This window comes from Pseudomonas siliginis, from assembly GCF_024072275.1.
GTDB lineage: Bacteria > Pseudomonadota > Gammaproteobacteria > Pseudomonadales > Pseudomonadaceae > Aquipseudomonas > Aquipseudomonas siliginis.
The window spans coordinates 2,481,275-2,498,668 of record NZ_CP099598.1 but is presented as its reverse complement, the minus strand read 5'-3'; the positions used below and the strand labels follow the sequence as shown (position 1 = coordinate 2,498,668).

General features: G+C 59.6%; 17 protein-coding genes. 11 read left to right on the top strand and 6 right to left on the bottom strand.

Annotated elements, in window-relative coordinates; translation table 11 throughout:
- On the bottom strand, nucleotides 1-744 hold the full coding sequence (locus tag NF676_RS11715) for a methyltransferase domain-containing protein (RefSeq protein WP_122601571.1): 744 nt from the start codon (nucleotides 742-744) through the stop codon (nucleotides 1-3).
- 215 nt (nucleotides 745-959) lie between these two features.
- Here NF676_RS11715 and NF676_RS11710 point away from each other — a divergent pair, with 215 nt between their 5' ends.
- From NF676_RS11710 to NF676_RS11700, 3 genes are all read left to right on the top strand, one after another.
- On the top strand, nucleotides 960-1,343 hold the full coding sequence (locus NF676_RS11710; RefSeq protein ID WP_435406600.1) for a GNAT family acetyltransferase: 384 nt from the start codon (nucleotides 960-962) through the stop codon (nucleotides 1,341-1,343).
- Between the two features lie 148 nt (nucleotides 1,344-1,491).
- Nucleotides 1,492-2,475: a helix-turn-helix transcriptional regulator gene (locus tag NF676_RS11705; protein ID WP_252887960.1), complete on the top strand. Its 984-nt coding sequence runs from the start codon at nucleotides 1,492-1,494 to the stop codon at nucleotides 2,473-2,475.
- 165 nt (nucleotides 2,476-2,640) lie between these two features.
- The gene (locus NF676_RS11700) at nucleotides 2,641-3,768 is read left to right on the top strand and encodes a mechanosensitive ion channel family protein (RefSeq protein WP_252887749.1); all 1,128 of its coding nucleotides are present in this window, start codon (nucleotides 2,641-2,643) and stop codon (nucleotides 3,766-3,768) included.
- Between the two features lie 36 nt (nucleotides 3,769-3,804).
- On the opposite strand, the gene NF676_RS11695 is transcribed toward NF676_RS11700, so the two are convergent.
- Complete coding sequence (locus NF676_RS11695) at nucleotides 3,805-5,724, bottom strand: tyrosine-protein phosphatase (protein WP_252887748.1); 1,920 nt, start codon at nucleotides 5,722-5,724, stop codon at nucleotides 3,805-3,807.
- A gap of 337 nt (nucleotides 5,725-6,061) precedes the next feature.
- Here NF676_RS11695 and NF676_RS11690 point away from each other — a divergent pair, with 337 nt between their 5' ends.
- The 3 genes from NF676_RS11690 to NF676_RS11680 all read left to right on the top strand — a co-directional run bounded on the left by NF676_RS11690 (nucleotide 6,062) and on the right by NF676_RS11680 (nucleotide 9,023).
- Nucleotides 6,062-7,600, top strand: coding sequence for a methyltransferase regulatory domain-containing protein (locus NF676_RS11690; protein WP_252887747.1), 1,539 nt, complete (start codon nucleotides 6,062-6,064; stop codon nucleotides 7,598-7,600).
- A gap of 280 nt (nucleotides 7,601-7,880) precedes the next feature.
- Nucleotides 7,881-8,762, top strand: a complete 882-nt coding sequence (locus NF676_RS11685) for a manganese catalase family protein (RefSeq protein ID WP_041480494.1) — start codon at nucleotides 7,881-7,883, stop codon at nucleotides 8,760-8,762.
- A gap of 51 nt (nucleotides 8,763-8,813) precedes the next feature.
- On the top strand, nucleotides 8,814-9,023 hold the full coding sequence (locus NF676_RS11680; protein WP_252887746.1) for a hypothetical protein: 210 nt from the start codon (nucleotides 8,814-8,816) through the stop codon (nucleotides 9,021-9,023).
- Nucleotides 9,024-9,096: 73 nt separating this feature from the next.
- Here NF676_RS11680 and NF676_RS11675 read toward each other — a convergent pair whose 3' ends face one another.
- Nucleotides 9,097-9,528, bottom strand: coding sequence for an HhH-GDP family DNA glycosylase (locus tag NF676_RS11675; RefSeq protein ID WP_150742652.1), 432 nt, complete (start codon nucleotides 9,526-9,528; stop codon nucleotides 9,097-9,099).
- A 160-nt stretch (nucleotides 9,529-9,688) separates the two neighbouring features.
- Between NF676_RS11675 and NF676_RS11670 the strand changes: the two genes are divergently transcribed.
- Nucleotides 9,689-11,245 (top strand): sensor domain-containing diguanylate cyclase, encoded by a 1,557-nt coding sequence (locus tag NF676_RS11670; protein WP_252887745.1) that lies wholly within the window; start codon nucleotides 9,689-9,691, stop codon nucleotides 11,243-11,245.
- Between the two features lie 25 nt (nucleotides 11,246-11,270).
- Here NF676_RS11670 and NF676_RS11665 read toward each other — a convergent pair whose 3' ends face one another.
- Entirely contained in the window at nucleotides 11,271-12,365 is a 1,095-nt protein-coding gene (locus NF676_RS11665) for a GNAT family N-acetyltransferase/peptidase C39 family protein (protein ID WP_252887744.1), read from the bottom strand.
- 94 nt (nucleotides 12,366-12,459) lie between these two features.
- Here NF676_RS11665 and NF676_RS11660 point away from each other — a divergent pair, with 94 nt between their 5' ends.
- Complete coding sequence (locus NF676_RS11660; RefSeq protein WP_056784954.1) at nucleotides 12,460-14,040, top strand: RimK family ATP-grasp domain-containing protein; 1,581 nt, start codon at nucleotides 12,460-12,462, stop codon at nucleotides 14,038-14,040.
- A 3-nt stretch (nucleotides 14,041-14,043) separates the two neighbouring features.
- Nucleotides 14,044-14,955, top strand: coding sequence for a magnesium transporter CorA family protein (locus tag NF676_RS11655; RefSeq protein WP_252887743.1), 912 nt, complete (start codon nucleotides 14,044-14,046; stop codon nucleotides 14,953-14,955).
- Nucleotides 14,956-14,997: 42 nt separating this feature from the next.
- Here the strand turns inward: NF676_RS11655 and NF676_RS11650 are convergent, their stop codons facing one another.
- Nucleotides 14,998-15,264 carry a DUF6555 family protein gene (locus NF676_RS11650; protein ID WP_041480507.1) on the bottom strand — a complete coding sequence of 89 codons (267 nt, stop codon included), beginning with the start codon at nucleotides 15,262-15,264 and terminating at the stop codon, nucleotides 14,998-15,000.
- A gap of 133 nt (nucleotides 15,265-15,397) precedes the next feature.
- On the opposite strand from NF676_RS11650, the gene tspO reads away from it, so the two are divergent.
- On the top strand, nucleotides 15,398-15,841 hold the full coding sequence (gene tspO / locus NF676_RS11645) for a tryptophan-rich sensory protein TspO (protein WP_041480509.1): 444 nt from the start codon (nucleotides 15,398-15,400) through the stop codon (nucleotides 15,839-15,841).
- Nucleotides 15,838-16,821: an alpha/beta hydrolase gene (locus NF676_RS11640; RefSeq protein ID WP_252887742.1), complete on the top strand. Its 984-nt coding sequence runs from the start codon at nucleotides 15,838-15,840 to the stop codon at nucleotides 16,819-16,821. Before tspO ends, NF676_RS11640 begins: the two co-directional genes overlap by 4 nt.
- Here the strand turns inward: NF676_RS11640 and NF676_RS11635 are convergent.
- A complete protein-coding gene (locus NF676_RS11635; RefSeq protein WP_056784946.1) occupies nucleotides 16,779-17,354 on the bottom strand; it encodes a TetR/AcrR family transcriptional regulator in 576 nt (191 codons plus the stop codon). The genes NF676_RS11640 and NF676_RS11635 overlap by 43 nt on opposite strands.
- Nucleotides 17,355-17,394 lie beyond the last annotated feature (40 nt).

Here is a 17,394-nt window from a genome sequence, read left to right as displayed (position 1 = left end):
TCAATTTTTCCGAGCCCAACTCCCAAACATCACATCACCGACGTAGATACCCGAAGAAGCTGAACGCTCCTGATCCAGACGCGCCTGCAACGTTTCAATGTCCACCTCTTCTGCATTGGCTACTCCTAATGCAATGATTCGTGGCAAGCATGCTCGAACGATGGCGCCAAGGCTGTACGGCGCATCAGGCGTTTGTATCAGGCACTCAGCGCGCACGCTTTCAACGGTCAAGCCGGCCTGAGTGAAAATGCCGTGCAGGTTGAACCCGATGTGCAAATCCGCTCCTTCGTGAGCAAGCATTTGCTGTAACCAACGTTGCGCTTTTTCATGCAAAGGGAAAGGCTCGACGCTGGCGGGCGCCATCGTCGTATCGTGTTCCTGGAAGATCATGATCCCACCGGGACGCAGACACTGCGACAGCGCTCGGATTGTCGCCACCGCATCCGGTTGATACATCAGGACGCGCCTGCCGACGATGGCGTCAAAAGTGCCGATAGAGTCTGGCAACTCCTGCAGGTCTCCCTCGAGAAAGGTCAGCGCATGTCCTGCGGTGCGCTGGCGTGCAAAGGCAATGGCAGCGGCATCGTGATCAACGCCGATGATCTCCCCGTCTCTTCCCACGAGATCACACAGCAAAAACGAAACATCACCCGAACCGCAACCTACGTCCAGGATTCGCATCCCTTCTCCAATGCCCGCATCGATCAGCAAGCGTGTGGTGAAGTCGAGTCGGTTGAGCGGCATTATCAAATTCCCTGAGTTTTCCAAAAAAAATCATTTATGGACTGCTGTCTCTTGCCGCATAGGATGACCGCTTTTGGCCAAAAAGAGACAGTGGACATTATCTACGCCAAGAAGCTAGCGTCAGACCCTTTCAATTCGAGGACGACACCATGAATGCTATCGCCGACTACTAAAATGAAAACCATCGCCGCTACGTCGTGGAGCTCTGGGAAACAGTGTTCGGTTACGAAACCCCGCATAACACCCCCAGCCTGGCTATCGATAAAAAACTGGCCGCAGCCGATGGCCTTTTCTATGTGGCCCTGTCAGGACAAGAAGTCGTTGGCACCGTTCTCGCCGGATATGACGGCCATCGCGGATGGTTGTACTCGGTGACGGTGCACCCTTCGCACCGCAGAAAAGGCATAGGGATGAATCTGGTCCGTCATGCAGAGGGCGCGCTGACCGCGCGCGGCTGTATGAAAATCAACCTGCAAATCTTCAGCTCAAATGAAAATGTCAAAACCTTCTACGAGTCTCTGGGCTACTTGATCGAGCCGCGAATCAGTATGGGCAAAAAGATCGAGTCAAATATCGAGATTCCGGGAGAGCAGGTTTGATCAACGTCCGTTTCGGGTAGGAAGCGACCATTGATGAAGGTGTGCTTTTGGCCGAAAGCGGAAGATGCTCCAAAGCCCTGTCACCAGAAAGTCATGCCAATTTCCTAATCTTCATCCCTCCCGTCGCCCCAAGAGCCCGCATTCCAAAATGCCGCCCATCACCGCCACCTCCCCACCCCGCCAAAAAATCATCCTGCGCTCCGACAACCTCACCTCTTCCGACTTCGGCGCCCTGTTCTCCAGGCTCTTCGGCAACCGCTACGCCGATACTCCGCCGCCACCTTCCAACATCATCATCGGCGGGGTCTACGGGCGGCACGACGGGGTGAGTTTTCGGCGTATGCATTACCACGGCGATTTCAGCGTCGCCCTCCCCGACCCGCAGAACGAAATCACCTTCGTCATCCCCACCGCCGGCAAGATAGTTTTCAACCACGCCACCGAGTCCATCGGCATGGAGCATGTCGGTCTGGCAATCGACAAGGCGGATATCCGTTCGATGCGCTTTGTTGATGATCACGCGCACCACGGGATTTCGATCAATCGTCAGCAGCTCACCGAGCGGTTGTCGGCGCTGCTGGAGAAACCGGTCGTGCAGAAGATCGTGTTTGAGCCAAGCGTGGATCTGAATACCCCGGCATTTCAGGGCCTCAAGGCGTTGATTGATCTGGCCACGGGCACTGAGTTCGATGCCTTGATCAACAGCGGCACGCTGATGCCGTCGCGCTTACGCGAGATGTTGATCGATGCGGTGCTGGAGGCGTGGCCGCACAACTTCACCGAGGCATTACGGGGGCCGGCGCCGTGTGTGGCGCCGCGACATGTGAAGGTGGCGATGGAGTTTATTCAGGCGCATCCGCAGCAGCTGGTCAGTGGCGTGGATCTGGCGCGGTTGAGCCATGTCAGCCAGCGCGCGTTGCAGGAAGGTTTTCGGCGTTTTGTCGGGATGTCGATCGTCGCTTATCAGCGGCAGGTGCGTTTGCAGCGCGCCTATGAGGCGTTGGTGCGCGGGCATGCAGGCTCTGTGACGGAGGTGGCGTTGCGTTTTGGCTTCAGCAATGTCGGGCGCTTTTGTCAGTATTTTCAGAGTGCTTACGGCGTAAGCCCAGCGGAGTTGAAGGCCAGGCGTTGACCATTCAGTCCGGCGAAACCTGCATTTGATTGAACAGCAGGAATCTCAGGGCGACTAACCCAGACAGGTCGTTTGACGGCACCGCCGATTCAAGCGGCGTTTACCTGGCTGCGACCGACGGTGCGTTTCTGCGCGCGTCGGTGCAGGCTTCGCAAGGGGGTTTCCATGACCGAGGATTTCATCGGCTTTTTCACGGCTCACACGATTTTAGGAATTTCACTGGCGAACTGGGTGCTGGCATTTCTCGCCGCGACACTCAGTTATCTGCTGACCACCACGGCGATCCGTTTCGTGTTCCGCAAAGTGCAGGCGCGGGCCAGCGCCGGCAATGGGCATCTGACTTATATGGCCAGCGAAGTGCTGGCGGCGACCAGCACCACGTTGCTGCTGTTGGCGTCGATTCTGGTCGGCATCGGCTTGCTGGATTTGCCGGAGCGCTGGCTCGGGCGGGTCAGCAGTTTGTGGTTCGTGGTGGCGGCGTTGCAGGTTGGCCTGTGGACCAACCGCGCGCTGGCACTGGGGCTGCATCGCTATTTCTCGCGGCATAACGCGACCGGCACTTTTCAGGCGAGCGCCCTGGCGACCCTGAGCCTGTGGGGCGTCAAGGTGTTGCTGTGGGCGGTGATTCTGCTGGCGATGCTGTCGAACCTGGGCGTGAACATCACTGCATTCGTCGCCAGCCTGGGTGTCGGCGGTATCGCGGTGGCGCTGGCGGTGCAGAACATTCTCGGCGACGTGTTCGCCTCGCTGTCGATTGCCGTCGACAAGCCGTTTGAGGCGGGCGATTTCATCGTCGTCGGCACGCTGGCCGGTACGGTCGAGCACGTCGGCCTGAAGACCACGCGCATCCGCAGTCTCGGCGGTGAGCAGATTGTCATGGCCAACGCCGACATGATCGGCAGCACCATTCAGAACTACAAGCGCTTGCAGGAGCGTCGAGTGGTGTTCGAATTTCGTCTGACTTACGAGTGCACCAGCGAACAGATCCGCCAGATCACTCAACGCGTTGAAAGCATCATCAAGAACGAAAAACAGGCACGCTTCGACCGCTGCCATTTCCGCAGTTTTGGTGAAAGCGCGCTGGAATTCGAGACGGTATATATCGTTCTGGACGCCAGCTACAACGTCTACATGGACGTGCAGCAACGCATCAATCTGGCAATCATGGAAGCGGTGGCCGACCTGGACGCGACGTTCGCCTTCCCGGCGCGCACCGTGCATGTCGCCTCGCTGCCCGAACCCACCGCGCAACCGGCACGCACACAGCAACCTTCGCGTGCGCAGCATGCTTGAGCGCAAGAGCCCGGCAATTTGCCGGGCTCGCTGTGTTCAAAACGCGTAACTGGCCTTCAGCCCGCCATTGATACCGTGGCTGTCACCGCCACCGTTGGCCCCGACCTCAGCGCCTACACTCAGGGCGCCGAGGTTAGCCATCAGATTAACGCCGCCGCTGAACTGGTCGCGATTGTCGAACGCCGCGCGCTGCTCGATATCCAGCCCCAGCAGGTGGCCTTCGCTGTCGACTTGCTGATCGCCGAGCGCACGTTCATAGCCCACGCGAACGCCCGGGACCAACTGCCACGCACCCATTGCCACCGGCGCGAATGACACGTCGAGATTAGCCACCGCGCTGCGGCGGGTTTGCTTGATGCCGTCGACGTCGAGCGCCAGTTCACTGCCCTTCTCTTTGAAACCTTGCAAGTCGAGATGACTGACGCGAAAGCCCAGGCTCGGCTCGAGAATCACGCCGTTGAGCGGTGCGCGATAACCCAGCGTCAGGGTCGCGCCGCTGAGATTGCCGTGGCTGTCGCCTTTGGCTGTACCGAGGCCGCCGCCAAGCTCGCGTTTGCTGTCGTAGTCGAAGTAACCGGCGCTGGCGTTGGCATCGACAAACATGCCGCGCTCAAGGCTGGTGAGGCCGTAACGCGCACCGAGGTTGAGGAAGGTGAAGTCAGTATCGGCCTCGCCACCCGCGCCGCCCACGCTGCCCTTGCTGTAGCCAAAGCCGCCGCGTGCGCTGAGTTGTTCGTTGAAGCGCTGGGTAATACCCAGCATCAGGCCCTGGCTGTGCTCGTTGCTGCTGTCGGCGTGGGCTGAGCCGTCGGTGCCGACGTAGCTGGCGAGCGCGGTACTCCAGAGGCGGTATTGGCCGACCTTCAAATCGCTGCCGCTGGCGAACGGTGCGGCGGCTTGTTCGATCATCGCGTTCTGCCGCAGCAGGTAGCTGGCCGTATCAGCGTGAACCTGACCGCCGACTTGAGATTCGACACCGCCCAGACTGCCGGCGTCGATTGCCGATTGCAGGTAGTAGTTGTAGGCGCTGTAGGTGCCGGACAGCTCGGAGTTCTGCAGCTGGCGCAGCAACTCGGCACCAGCGGCGGCATTGCCGATCAGCCCGGTCTGCCCCGGCAAGCTGTTGTACTCGACCAGTTTGCCGCGCAGCACGTAAATGGTTTCCTGGGACAGACCGAGGCCCTGCTTGAGGTAGTTGTCCATGCTGCCGTACTCGGCGGCGACCTGGTCGAGACCCGCCTGCAAATAACTGGCCTGCACCCCGAGCAGCGGCTCGTAGACAGCGGCCATGCTCGGCGGCAAGGCTTTCAAGGTAGCGGCGACTCGGGCGGCGGTGTAGTCGTTGGTCGCCAGATAGTTGGCCATGATCGTCGCCTCATCGACGCCAGCGATGCTCTGCAACACGGCGGCGGTCCAGCCGGTACGGTCCTTGCCGGCGGTGCAGTGGAACAGCTGCGCGGCGTCGACACTGGCCAACTCATTGAACAACTGGCCGAACTGCCCGCGCATGCCGGCATCGCTGACGAAAGCGCGGTTGGTGTCCTCCATCATCGCCACCGCCTCGGCGGCGCTGTGGAACGAGATATTGGTGATGTTCGCACCCGAGGTGGTGCTGCCGATGATGTCGATGTTGCGATAGACCGCGCCCGTGATCATCGTGTCAGGCGTGGCGGCAATTTCGCTGGGCGTGCGCAAGTCGTAAATGGCTTTGATGCCGAGACCATTGAGCGTCGCCAGATCCGTCGCCGACGGCGTCAATGCGTTGGAGCGGTAGAACACGCCGCTGCGCATAACGCCGTCGTGGGCGGTGGAGTACGCGGTGGTGATGCCGGCGATGTCGCGAAAGTTGTCGATGCCGGACAAGCGCGGCGTGTCGAGGGCGACAGGCTCGGCCGCGTGGGCAGCGGCGATGGACAGGCTCAGAACGGACAGCGAACACAGAAGACGTTGGAACACAGTGCAGCCTCATGAAATCAGCGTTGGGCTGGTCACTATGGGCAGACGAGCGGGAGGGAATATGACAGTTTCGGCTGGCTACAAAATGCCTGCGCGAATGGGCCGTGGAGTGCGTGATCGGTCCATCATCCTGCTTGGATGTGTTGAAGATCCCTGTGGCAGCGAGCCTGCTCATGAAAGCGGCGTGTCAGCCGATTATATTCAAACTGAAAAAAAGCTTTCGCGAGCAGGCTCGCTCCCACAGGGTTTGGGGAAGTATCCGTTTTTTCAATTTGTCGCGCGCAGCGACAACCCCTTATAAGACTGCCATCACTTTCAAGAACAAGAGACCGCCCTCATGAGCAACGCCTGGAACGAAGGTTATTTCACCGACGAAGGCTACACCTACAGCTATAGCCGGGAGATCAATCCGGTATTCCTGCGTTACTGCCTGTTGTTGCGCGGGTTCGCCACGCTTGAAAGCAACGACGGCGTGCACTGCGAACTGGGCTTCGGTCAGGGCGTGTCGATCAACATCCACGCCACCGCCAACCCGGGTTCGTTTGTCGGCACGGACTTTCACCCGGGTATGGCGGCCCATGCCATCGAACTCGCGACTGCCGCCAACAACGGCGCCCTCCTGTATGACGACAGCTTCGAACAGCTGCTGGCGCGCAATGATCTGCCGCAGTTCGACAGCATCAGCCTGCATGGCATCTGGACCTGGGTCAGCCGCGACAATCAAAAACTGATCGTCGAATTCGCCCGCCGTCACCTGAAGCCGGGCGGCATGCTTTACGTCAGCTACAACTGCTTCCCCGGCTGGTCGCCGTCAGCGCCGCTGCGCAATCTGTTCAGCCTGCACGATCGTTTCGCCAATGCCTCGTCGCGCTCCGATCAGCGCATCGACGCCGCACTGCAATTTTCCGAAGCACTGCTCGCGGCCAACCCGAAATACGCCGCGGCGGCGCCGAGTCTCGGCGCGCGGCTGCAGAGCATCAAGGGTCAGGATCGTCACTACGTCGCCCACGAGTATTTCAACCGTGACTGGAATTGCATGTACTTCGCCGACATGGTCGACGCGCTGGCCCCGGCCAAACTCGACTACGCCACCACGGCAGTGCCGCTGGACTCGGTCGCCCCGCTCAACCTGAGCGCTGAAGGCATGGACTTTCTGGAAACCATCGAACATCCGATCATGCGCGAGCAAGCGCGGGACTACTTCGTCAACCAGCACTTCCGCCGCGACCTGTACGTGCGTGGCGCGACGCGTCTGTCCGCTGCCGAACGCCGCGCGAGGATGCTGCACAGCCGTTTCGTGCTGCTGCAACCCTGGGAAACCGTGGCGGGCTCGGTCAGTGGTCCCGCCGGCGAAGCGACGCTGCAACCGGAGATTTACGGCCCGGTTCTCGATGCACTGGCGGCACAGAACTATGCGGCCAAATCGATGCGCCAATTGCTGTCCGAGGCTGCGCTGGCTTACGACGACCTCGAACAAGCCCTGGCCGTGCTGATCGGTATGGGCGCTGTCGCTCCGTGCCAGAGCGAGGCCGCCGAGTCTCAGGTCAGCGGTCGCTGCGCCGCGCTCAATCTGCAACTGTGCAAACGCTCGCTGTACGGCGCCAACATCCAGACCCTGGCCAGCCCGGTCACTGGCGGTGGCGTGACGGTCAGCCGCTTCCAGCAGCTGTTCCTGATCTCGATCAAGCAAGGCAAACAGCAGCCAGCCGAGTGGGCGCAATTGGCGTGGAGTGTGATCAGCGAACAAGGTGAAGTGCTGGTAGAGAACGGCCAGCCGCTGCTCACTGCCGAAGCCAATATCGCCGCGCTGACCGCACAGGCGCAGGTATTCGCCGAGCAGACGCTGGTGGTGCTGAGGGCGTTGAAGATAGCTTGATTGCCAACGAACCATTGTGGGAGCGAGCCTGCTCGCGAAAGCGCTGGATCAGCCGCCAAATCGGTGACTGACGTACCGCATTCGCGAGCAGGCTCGCTCCCACATTGGTCGTGGAACAGGGTCAAGCCAACCGTCCTGTTTCCGGAACTTTCCGCCCTCTGCCGTCCGTCCAGCCGGCCTGCAATAAACGAAATTTCCGCTCCACCCACTCCTCACAACTATGCATGCGCTAACGCCCATCAGGGCAAAAGCGCGATAGCCTGGTCTGAGGAAAATTTGAATGTTCATACATAACAAGCGACTTCAGTACACCGTTCGCGTGGCCGAGCCCAACCCTGGTCTGGCCAATCTGCTGTTGGAACAATTCGGGGGCGCCAATGGCGAACTGGCCGCAGCAGCGCGCTATTTCACCCAAGCCTTGGCCGAGGAAGACCCGGGACGCAAAGACCTTCTGCTGGACATTGCCACCGAGGAATTGAGTCATCTGGAGGTGGTCGGCTCGATCATCGTCATGCTCAACAGAGGTGCCAAGGGTCAACTTGCCGAGGGCGTTCAAGAGGAAGGCGAGCTGTACCGCGCGCTGAATGGCGCCGGTAATGACTCGCACATCACCAGCCTGCTTTACGGCGCAGGCGCGCCTCTGGTCAATTCCGCTGGCGTACCGTGGACAGCGGCGTATGTGGATTCGATCACCGAGCCTACTGCCGACTTTCGTTCGAACATCGCAGCCGAAGCGCGGGCGAAAATCCTCTACGAACGATTGATCAACATCACCGATGATCCGGGCGTCAAAGAGGCGCTTGGCTTTTTGATGACGCGGGAAATCGCCCATCAACAGTCCTTCGAAAAAGCCCTGCATTCGATCCAGCCGAACTTTCCGCAGGGCAAGCTGCCGGGGATGCCGGAGTTCACCAACAAGTACTTCAATATGTCTGGCGAGCCCAACGTGCGCGGTCCGTGGAACGAGGGCGGCGCGTGGGAGTACGTGGAAAACCCAGAGCCGGCAGTCGACGGCGGCGATGGTCTGGCGACCGTCAGCCTTCCGGCTGAAGACGAACAGGTGCTGGAAGCGATGAAGACCCGTACAGCCTCTGACCCACTCAGCGAGCCGGTGACCGGTGCTGATCTGGGCTCCGGTTATGTGCAAGGCAAAGATGTCTGAACCCGTCCGGCGGCCCCGGACCGGGGTCGCCACTTGCTCAAGGAAAACCACATGAAAAGCAAAGTCCTGGCACTGACCTCTGAACATTTTCAACGTTTGATGGAACAGGCATCTGCGGGTTTCGAGCTCGACTGCAAACAGGCCTGTCGAGGATTGAAAGTCAGCATGGCGGTGAATGTATTCGGCTTGGGCACCCTGCTGCCGAATAATTTTGCCGATGAAGCCACAGTCCAGCAATCGGAGGTGGCAGCCATCCATTGACCGCGAACTGGCGGGAAGACTTGCTGCTCTGTGAGCCGAGTGTTGCCACCGTCTTCAATGCAGAACCGGGCGTTCAGAAAAGTACCGCCGCCGCTTCCCTCATGAAGATCTCGACGGTCTTCGGCCCTATTCCTTCAAACTCAGACAGGCGCTTCTCCAGCGCCTTACGGTCCGCGCTCGCGGCCACGATGTTACTGACCTTACCGGCGTACTCGGCATTGAGCTTGTTGGCCAGCGCGAGTAATCGCGACGCCGTGCTTTCATCGTAGCGAACGTACCGCGCCTGCCCAAGCATCGACACCAACTGACGGTGGGTGCACTGCGCGAGCTTTTGCGGGGTGTCTTGGTGATGCTGCTCTACTATGACTTGATACGCCTTGGCGGCGATGGCGCCCTGAATCCTTTTGCCCATCAGAAAACTCGCCAGCAGCCATTTGAACAGGCCGGTTTCGTTGGCATTGTGCAGGTCAATGTTCAAGTCACCGGCCGTGATGATATCGCTCACAAGTCTCACCTCAAGGCGCGCTTCAATTACAGATGTTGACCCGGCACGGCTTTGAACGATCCAATCGCGACCGCCTGGCCAAGGCAGTAAATTGAATTCCAGGTGGAAAAGGATGGTCATCTTTCAAGAGATGAGAGATGACAAGCATAAGGACCCTCAGATGCTCGGTCGTAAGATGCCCAAAACCAAGGGGCATGACGCCGCAGAAACCGCTCCCATCAAAGCTGCCAGCGAGATAGCCGCTTTCCGCCTGACAGTCATCTTCATGCTGACGGTCATTCTGGCGTTTCTCGGCGTGGAGGGATGGCGAACCTGGCGTGACTATCATGCAGCCTTCTCGTCGGCGCGTGATTCGGTCACCAACCTCGCGCGGGCAACCGCGCAACATGCCGAAGACGCCATCCGCCAGGTCGATGTGTTGACCGCCGCCCTGGGCGAGCGCGTCGAAGGCGACGGTCTGCAGAACATCAACGTACCGCGCATCCACAACTTGCTGGTGCAGCAGGCCAAATTGATGCCGCAGTTGCATGGACTGTTTATCTACGGCCCGGACGGCAAATGGATCGTCACCGACAAGGAAATGATTCCGGACCCGGCGAACAATGCCGATCGCGACTACTTTCAATATCACCGCGCCAACACCGATCGAAACGTGCGTATCGGTGATGTCGTCAAAAGCAAATCCACAGACGACCTGATCATTCCGATTTCCCGCCGCTTGAATAACCCGGACGGCTCCTTCGCCGGCGTGCTGCTTGGCACCATCAAAGTCAGTTACTTCGTCGACTATTACGGCGATTTCAAGATCGACGACAAGGGTGCCCTAGTGCTGGCGCTGCGCAACGGCACCATTCTCGTGCGTCGCCCCTTCATCGCTTCGGTAATCGGTCAGAGCCTCGCCGACAGTGAGGTGTTCAAGAACTACCTGCCGTTTTCCAATCAAGGGATCGCCGAGGTCCGAGCCGTCGTCGACGGCACCCAGCGTCTGTACGGTTACAGAGCTTTGAGCACCTATCCGTTGGTAGTCGAAACCGGACTGTCCCGCGAATCGATCATTGCGCCGTGGCGCTGGGACCTGATCAAAACCGGCTTTGTGTTGATGTCGGTGATCACCGCGTTCACGGTCTTCGGACTGATCGTCTTGAGACAATTGCGCCAGAGAGTGGTGATGGAAAAGGATCTGCGCCGGGCACACCAGGCCATGAAGGACATGGCCTTGACCGACAGCCTGACCGGGCTGGCCAACCGTCGGCGACTGGACACTGCCTTGATTGACGAAATTCGTCTGGCCAGACGCCAGGGTTCGTCGATCTCACTGATCATGATCGACGTCGATCACTTCAAACTCTACAACGACAGCTATGGGCACGCGGCAGGTGATGATTGCCTGAGCGCCGTCGGCCAGGCCATTGCGCAGGCGGTAAAACGGCCGGGTGATCTCGCCGTGCGCTATGGCGGCGAGGAGTTTTCCGTGTTGCTGCCCAACACCGATATTCGCGGCGCGGCGCTTGTGGCGCAGGAAATTCTTGAGGCCATTCGATCCTTGCGGATGGAGCACAAAGCCCATCCGCTGGGTCACGTCACCGCCAGTGCAGGTATTGCGGTTGGCAAACCGGCCGAACATGAAGTGAGCCCTGCCACTCTTATCGAGTCGGCTGACAAAATGCTTTATGCCGCGAAGCAGAAAGGCAGGGATCGCTACTGTATCGGCGAGTAAGTGCTCGGCGCCTAGCCACCCCTCTTCAACGGGAGCGCAGCATCACGGCTGCGCGAACCCGCTGTACGCCAAACACCGTCATGCGCAGGAATTCCTGGTGACTGACCGGCAAGTGCTGGCAGTCCAGGCCGCGCTTGAGTTTGCTGTGGTCGACATCAGGATCATGCAAGTAGACGAAGTCCTCGTCACACCCGGTGATGATGACCCAATGCGGCGCTTTCAAGCGGGTGAATCGGTAGCTGCTGATCAGCACCAGCGGTTTGTATCCGGCCGCCAACGCCTCGCCGATCTGCAGATACTCACCCAGCACCTGCTCGACTTGCGTGGCAGCCAGGTCTTGGGCAAAGCCGTCCTCGACCAGTTTCATGATCGACTTCTTCTCCGTGCTGCGTACGCCGTGAAGAAAAAGCGAGCCCGCGTGACTGACCTCAAGGCGCACATCGAAACCGCGCCGCCAGGCCGCCAATGCCAGACCCTGAGGACTACAGCCACCGTGCCCCGCCGTCATGAAAATGGTGGTCGCCTCGCGCCATAGCTGGATTTCCTCCGCTCGGGTCATGGCGCGGCTCGAATCGATGGCAGACATGGCCATCAGCAAGCACGCGGCGCCGCAGGTGAACTCGGTGGTTTGCTGGTAGTAAGGCACTTGGCGCGCGGGCGCTGGTGTTTCGCGCAGGATGCGTTTCTCGTAGCGCAACGCCTCGCAGTGGTCCTCGTAGTAATCCTCGACACTGGCAAAGCGCTGATAGCCGTTGGCTTCGTAGAGGCGGATGGCAGCGGTATTGTCAGCGCGCACCTCCAACCGCAGCCATGCGCAGTTGCGCGCCAATGCGCAGGCCTGGGCCTGTTCCAGCAAACGCTGGCCAAGTTGATGTCCGCGCCACGCAGGGCTGACCGCAATCGAATACAGGCGTCCAAGTGAGGTGCCACGGTGAAAAAGCACCAGTGCGTAACCGCAAAGGATTGCGCCTGAGGTAACGACAATCAACGCGGCATTGGCTCTACTGAGCATCCAGCTGAAGTTGCGCTGGTTCAACCGGTCGAGGGTAAAACACATCCGCTCCAATTCGACCAGATCGTCGATATCGTCAGTGGATGCAAAGCGAAAATCAAAAGACATGACCGCACCGTAAAGTTTGAGTAACGAACCGGGACAGACCGAAAGGCCCGTGATTTATTGAAGCGGCGTCTTCTTCAACAGGGATTCATTACTCATGTCAGCGGTGCAAGCCAACGTGAACGAAGTATTAGACAAAACCGAGCATTCGACAATCTCCCTCAGCGAGGAACCTCCCAGTATCAAGCCCTCGGGAAGTCGATTGCTCATACTGGTCGAACGCAAGGATGACTGGGCTGATTACCTGCCCAGCGAGAGCCTGATGCTGGCTCAGGATTACCTTGAACACAGCGATGATTTTCCTCATCGCACCCAGGTCATAAACCTCTGCCGCAATTACAAATACCTCGGTCAGGGCTATTACTGCTCATTGCTGGCCGAAGCGCGCGGACACAAGGTTTTCCCCTCGGTACGCACCGTCAGCGAGCTGGCGCGCAAAGCGCTTTACGGGGTCGGGCTGAATGATCTGGAGCGCACCCTGGAGCGGGCGCTGGCGAACCACCCGTACGGCGAAACCGAGGCTTTCACGCTGTCGTTGTACTTCGGCAAGGCCTCGATCGAGCCGCTGCAAGAGATCGGCCGTCAGCTGTTCGAGGCGTTCCCCTGCCCTATCCTGCTGGTGGAATTCCGCCGTGGTGAGAGCTGGCAGATCGCAGGCATCAAGGCCGGTGCACTGCACAAACTTCGCGATGAACAGCAGCATGTTTTCGCTGATGCACTTGACGCGTTCAATCGCAGAACGTGGCGTCAGCCCGCCTCCAAACGTGTGGCCCGCTACGACCTGGCCATCCTGCATGATCCTGACGAAGCCCTGCCGCCTTCTAATCCCGAGGCATTGCAGCGTTTCATCGCTGCGGGCGAACAGCTGGGTATCGATGTCGAACTGATCGAGAAAAAGGACTACGCACGTCTCGCCGAATTCGACGCGCTGTTCATCCGCGAAACAACGCGAGTGGATGATCACACCTATCGGTTCGCGAAAAAGGCTGAAAGCGAAGGCCTTGTGGTGATTGACGATCCGTCGTCCATCCTGCGCTGCACCAACAAGGTTTATCTGGCCGATTTGCTGAAGCGTCGCGGGCTGGGCATGCCGGCAACGGAAATACTCTACAAGGATCGTCCGCAGGAACTCGAAAACGCAGGGCGTCGCCTCGGTTTTCCCTTGGTATTGAAAATCCCCGATGGCTGTTTTTCACGGGGTGTGATCAAGGTCGCCGATGCACAAGCGCTGGCCACGGCCGCGCAGGAGTTATTCGAACACTCGGTGCTGCTGCTGGCGCAGGAGTATTGCTACACCGAATACGATTGGCGCGTCGGGGTGCTCAATGGCGAAGCGCTGTATGCCTGCAGGTATTTCATGTCCAAGGGGCATTGGCAGATTTACAACCACAAGGCGCTGCCCGGCGAGATCAACGGAATGTGCGAAGCGGTGCCCGTCGAGCAAGCCCCGCCCGCAGTCGTGCAGCTCGCCGTACAGACGGCGCGGCTGATCGGCGACGGCCTCTACGGCGTCGACCTCAAGCAGGCGGGCGATCGGGTCCTGGTCATCGAAGTGAACGACAATCCCAACCTCGATGCGGGCATCGAAGACGCGGTGCTGGGCGACGAATTGTACCGGCGCGTATTACAGGCTTTTACCCAAAGGCTTGAGCTCAAACACCGTGGCCAAGCGTGGTGAGCAATGATTGAAGGCTATTGCATTGATTGCGGCGCCCTGCACAGGACATCGGAGGACCAGGCGACTGTCTGGCTGTGTGTCGCCCCGGACGCAGCCGAGCAACTGGATTTGCACAGACGCCTGGGCATTGGCGCACAAGCGATAGAGTCGTCGCTGGACCCTGATGAAGTGGCCCGCATTGAGGTCAAGCCAGATCACCTGTTCCTGATCTGGAAGCGCCCGGAAAGCTTCGACGGGCGCGCATTCAACGTTTCGTCCTTCGGAGCGGTGCTGAGCGAGAAACGCCTGGTGGTCATCTGCGCGAGCAACTCGCTGCTTTCGGGTCTTGAGCACGATGCGCAAATGACCGGGCCGCTGGACGTGCTGATGGCGTTACTCGCTGAAAGCGTTCATCACTATCTCGGGCATTTGCGGGTGGTCAAACAGATCGCCCGGGAGATTCAACAGCAATTCACGCGGGCAATGGACAATCAGCAATTGGCGCAGATGTACAACCTGAGCGAAAGCCTCGTGTACTACGTCAATGCGATTCAAAGTAACGGAGCAGTGCTGACGCTGCTGCGCAACCACGGCCAGCGTCAGGGCTTCAGCGACAGTCAACTGGCTGCGCTGAACGATCTGATCGTGGAAAACGAACAAAGCTTCCAGCAGGCCAGAATTCACGCCAAGGTGTTCGCCAACCTCATCGAATCCCATGGCAACCTTGCCAACAACAGCATGAACCGCGCGCTGCGAAAGCTGACGCTGATCAACGTCGTATTCCTTCCCTTGAACCTGATCGCCGGCATCGGTGGCATGTCGGAGTTCAGCATGATGACGTCCGGCGTTCCATGGTGGATGTCCTTTCCCGTGCTGATCGCCTGCATGGGCCTCGTGGGCGCGGGGATGGTGCTGGTATTGCGGCGCATGGCCTGAATTCAGAGCACATTCTGCTAACGCCTGCGCCGCATGCGGGCGTCAATTGGTCCGGCTGACCACCCGGATATGCGTAATCCCTACCCGCTCAGCCTGCTCGAGAATCTGCTCTGGCGTCGAATCCGCCGTGGGCATGACCAGGCTGTTTTCGGCATCGCCCAGATGCAGTTCGAGCAGATGCATCGCCGCGTCGTGCTCGGCCAGTTGCGCTTCCTTGAGTTCGAGCAGATAAGTACGAGGCTCGCCGTTGAAACGGTATTCGATGTGATAGGTGTACATGTTGTCGTCCGCGTCGGTGGGAAAAGGCACTGTTTATCCTGACGCAGCGGTCAGCTTTTAGTTCAACCTGACTGCCAAATTGCATTTGCGAACAAACTTTTTGCGCAGCGAAGCGTCCTCTTCTTAACTCTCCATAACAGCTGATCACAGCTAAGGACTGGCAATGACCTTTTTCATCTTCCTCTTGGCCTGCGCGGCGGCGGCAACCACTGGCGTGATGTTCAAACCCGGCCCGTGGTACGAATCGCTGACCAAACCCTCCTTCACCCCGCCCAACTGGGCCTTTCCCGTAGCGTGGACGATCATCTACCTGCTGCTGGCCTGGGCCGGTTATCGCCTGAGCCTGATTCCCGGCAGCCAAACGGTGCTGGCCTTGTGGGCCGCGCAAATCGCCCTGAACACGCTGTGGACGCCGGTGTTCTTCGGCGCGCATCAGGTGCTGGCGGCGCTGGTGATTCTGGCGGTGCTGTGGGTGGTGGTCGCGGTGATGGTCGTGCTCGCCCTGCAACTGGACGTGGTCACCGGACTGATTCTGTTCCCGTACCTGGCGTGGCTGTGCGTTGCGGCGGCGCTGAACTGCTCGATCCTGATGAAGAATCGCCTGTGAGCGACTTCCCATGGCCGCACGGCGAGCGCGAACTGGCACAGGTTCGCGCGTTCAACAAAAAGCTCGCCTGGCTGCCGCGTTTCAAGATCCGCAATCGCCTCACCCCACGGCTGATTCAGGCGTTGCTGCGGGCGGGTCAGCTCGGCGGCGACGGCAAGCTGCGCCAGCATGGGCTGACCGCCGAACGGAAGATCATCGACACGGTGCCCGTGCGCATCATCCGCCCCAAGGGCAAAGCCAGAGGCGTGGTGCTGGATTTCCATGGTGGCGGTTGGGTGATCGGCAATGCGCAGATGAACGACAACTTCAACATCGCCATCGTCAACACTTGCGACGTGGCGGTGCTGTCGGTGGATTATCGGCTGGCGGTGTCGACGCCAATCGAGGGCTTGCTGGAAGACTGTCTGCGCGCCACTCGCGGCATCTTGAACGATGGCGAATTTGCCGGACTGCCCGTGGTCGTCGTCGGTGAATCGGCCGGTGGGCATCTGGCGGCGGCCACCCTGCTCGCCCTCAAATCTTCGCCGCAACTGCTGCAACGGATCTGCGGCGCGCTGCTGTATTACGGCGTCTACGACCTGACCGGCACGCCCAGCGTGCGCGCCGCGCCAGCCGATACCTTGGTGCTCGACGGCCCCGGCATGGTCGAAGCGTTGCGCCTGCTCACGCCGGATATCAGCGACGAACAACGACGCCAGCCACCGCTGTCGCCGCTGTACGGCGATTTCAGCGGACTGCCACCAGCACTGCTGTTTGCCGGCGACCTCGATCCGCTGCTGGATGACTCGCGACTCATCGCTGAGCGCTGGCAGCAAGCGGCGCCGGTGGAGATGTACGTGCTGCCAGAGTGTCCGCATGGCTTCATTCACTTCCCGACCGCCACTGCTGACCATGTGCTGGCTTACAGCCGCAAGTGGATCTCGGCGCGAGTGGCAAGCTACTCAGTGAAATCCGCCGAGATCAGCCCGGCGCTTTCGTAGCTGCCGATCAACTCATCAAACAACGCAATATCCCCTCGGCTGCGTGCAATCAACTGCGCACCGGCCACCGCCGCGTAAATCGCCCGCGCCCGCGCCTCGCAGCTGTCTTCGTCGGCAGCTCCTGCAGCGATCAACACCTGGGTCAGCCACTCGATGTTGACCTCTGCGAACTTCTTCACCTGGTCCTTCACCGGGTCTGGCAGATCCTGGTATTCGGCAGCCATGAAGCTGACCAGGCACAGCCGATTACCGTTCTCCAGCGAAGTGCGGAATATCGACGGGTACAGCTTCAGGGATTGATGCGGCTCGGGATTGGCCTCACGAATACCGTCCAGCGCCTTGGCCGCGTCTTGCCAGTAACGCTCGGCAACTGCCGCGCCGAGGTCGGCCTTGCTGGGAAAGTGATAGTAGATGCTGGCGTTCTTGATACCCACCACTTCACCGATGCTACGGAAGTTGATGCCGTTGTAGCCGTGGGTCTGCGCCGCTGTTTTGGCGGCGTCCAGAATAGCTTCGCGTGCGTTCACGCTCATGTCTGTGTCCTCGCTGACTATCGGTCAATGGGGCGGAGTG

Coding starts and splice junctions, on each gene's coding strand:
- NF676_RS11705 (WP_252887960.1), top strand. CDS start 1,492: ATGCCGCCCATCACCGCCACCTCCCCACCCCGCCAAAAAATCATCCTG.
- NF676_RS11660 (WP_056784954.1), top strand. CDS start 12,460: ATGTCAGCGGTGCAAGCCAACGTGAACGAAGTATTAGACAAAACCGAG.
- NF676_RS11670 (WP_252887745.1), top strand. CDS start 9,689: ATGCTCGGTCGTAAGATGCCCAAAACCAAGGGGCATGACGCCGCAGAA.
- NF676_RS11715 (WP_122601571.1), bottom strand. CDS start 744: ATGCCGCTCAACCGACTCGACTTCACCACACGCTTGCTGATCGATGCG.
- NF676_RS11700 (WP_252887749.1), top strand. CDS start 2,641: ATGACCGAGGATTTCATCGGCTTTTTCACGGCTCACACGATTTTAGGA.
- NF676_RS11665 (WP_252887744.1), bottom strand. CDS start 12,365: ATGTCTTTTGATTTTCGCTTTGCATCCACTGACGATATCGACGATCTG.
- NF676_RS11685 (WP_041480494.1), top strand. CDS start 7,881: ATGTTCATACATAACAAGCGACTTCAGTACACCGTTCGCGTGGCCGAG.
- NF676_RS11635 (WP_056784946.1), bottom strand. CDS start 17,354: ATGAGCGTGAACGCACGCGAAGCTATTCTGGACGCCGCCAAAACAGCG.
- tspO (WP_041480509.1), top strand. CDS start 15,398: ATGACCTTTTTCATCTTCCTCTTGGCCTGCGCGGCGGCGGCAACCACT.
- NF676_RS11655 (WP_252887743.1), top strand. CDS start 14,044: ATGATTGAAGGCTATTGCATTGATTGCGGCGCCCTGCACAGGACATCG.
- NF676_RS11690 (WP_252887747.1), top strand. CDS start 6,062: ATGAGCAACGCCTGGAACGAAGGTTATTTCACCGACGAAGGCTACACC.
- NF676_RS11680 (WP_252887746.1), top strand. CDS start 8,814: ATGAAAAGCAAAGTCCTGGCACTGACCTCTGAACATTTTCAACGTTTG.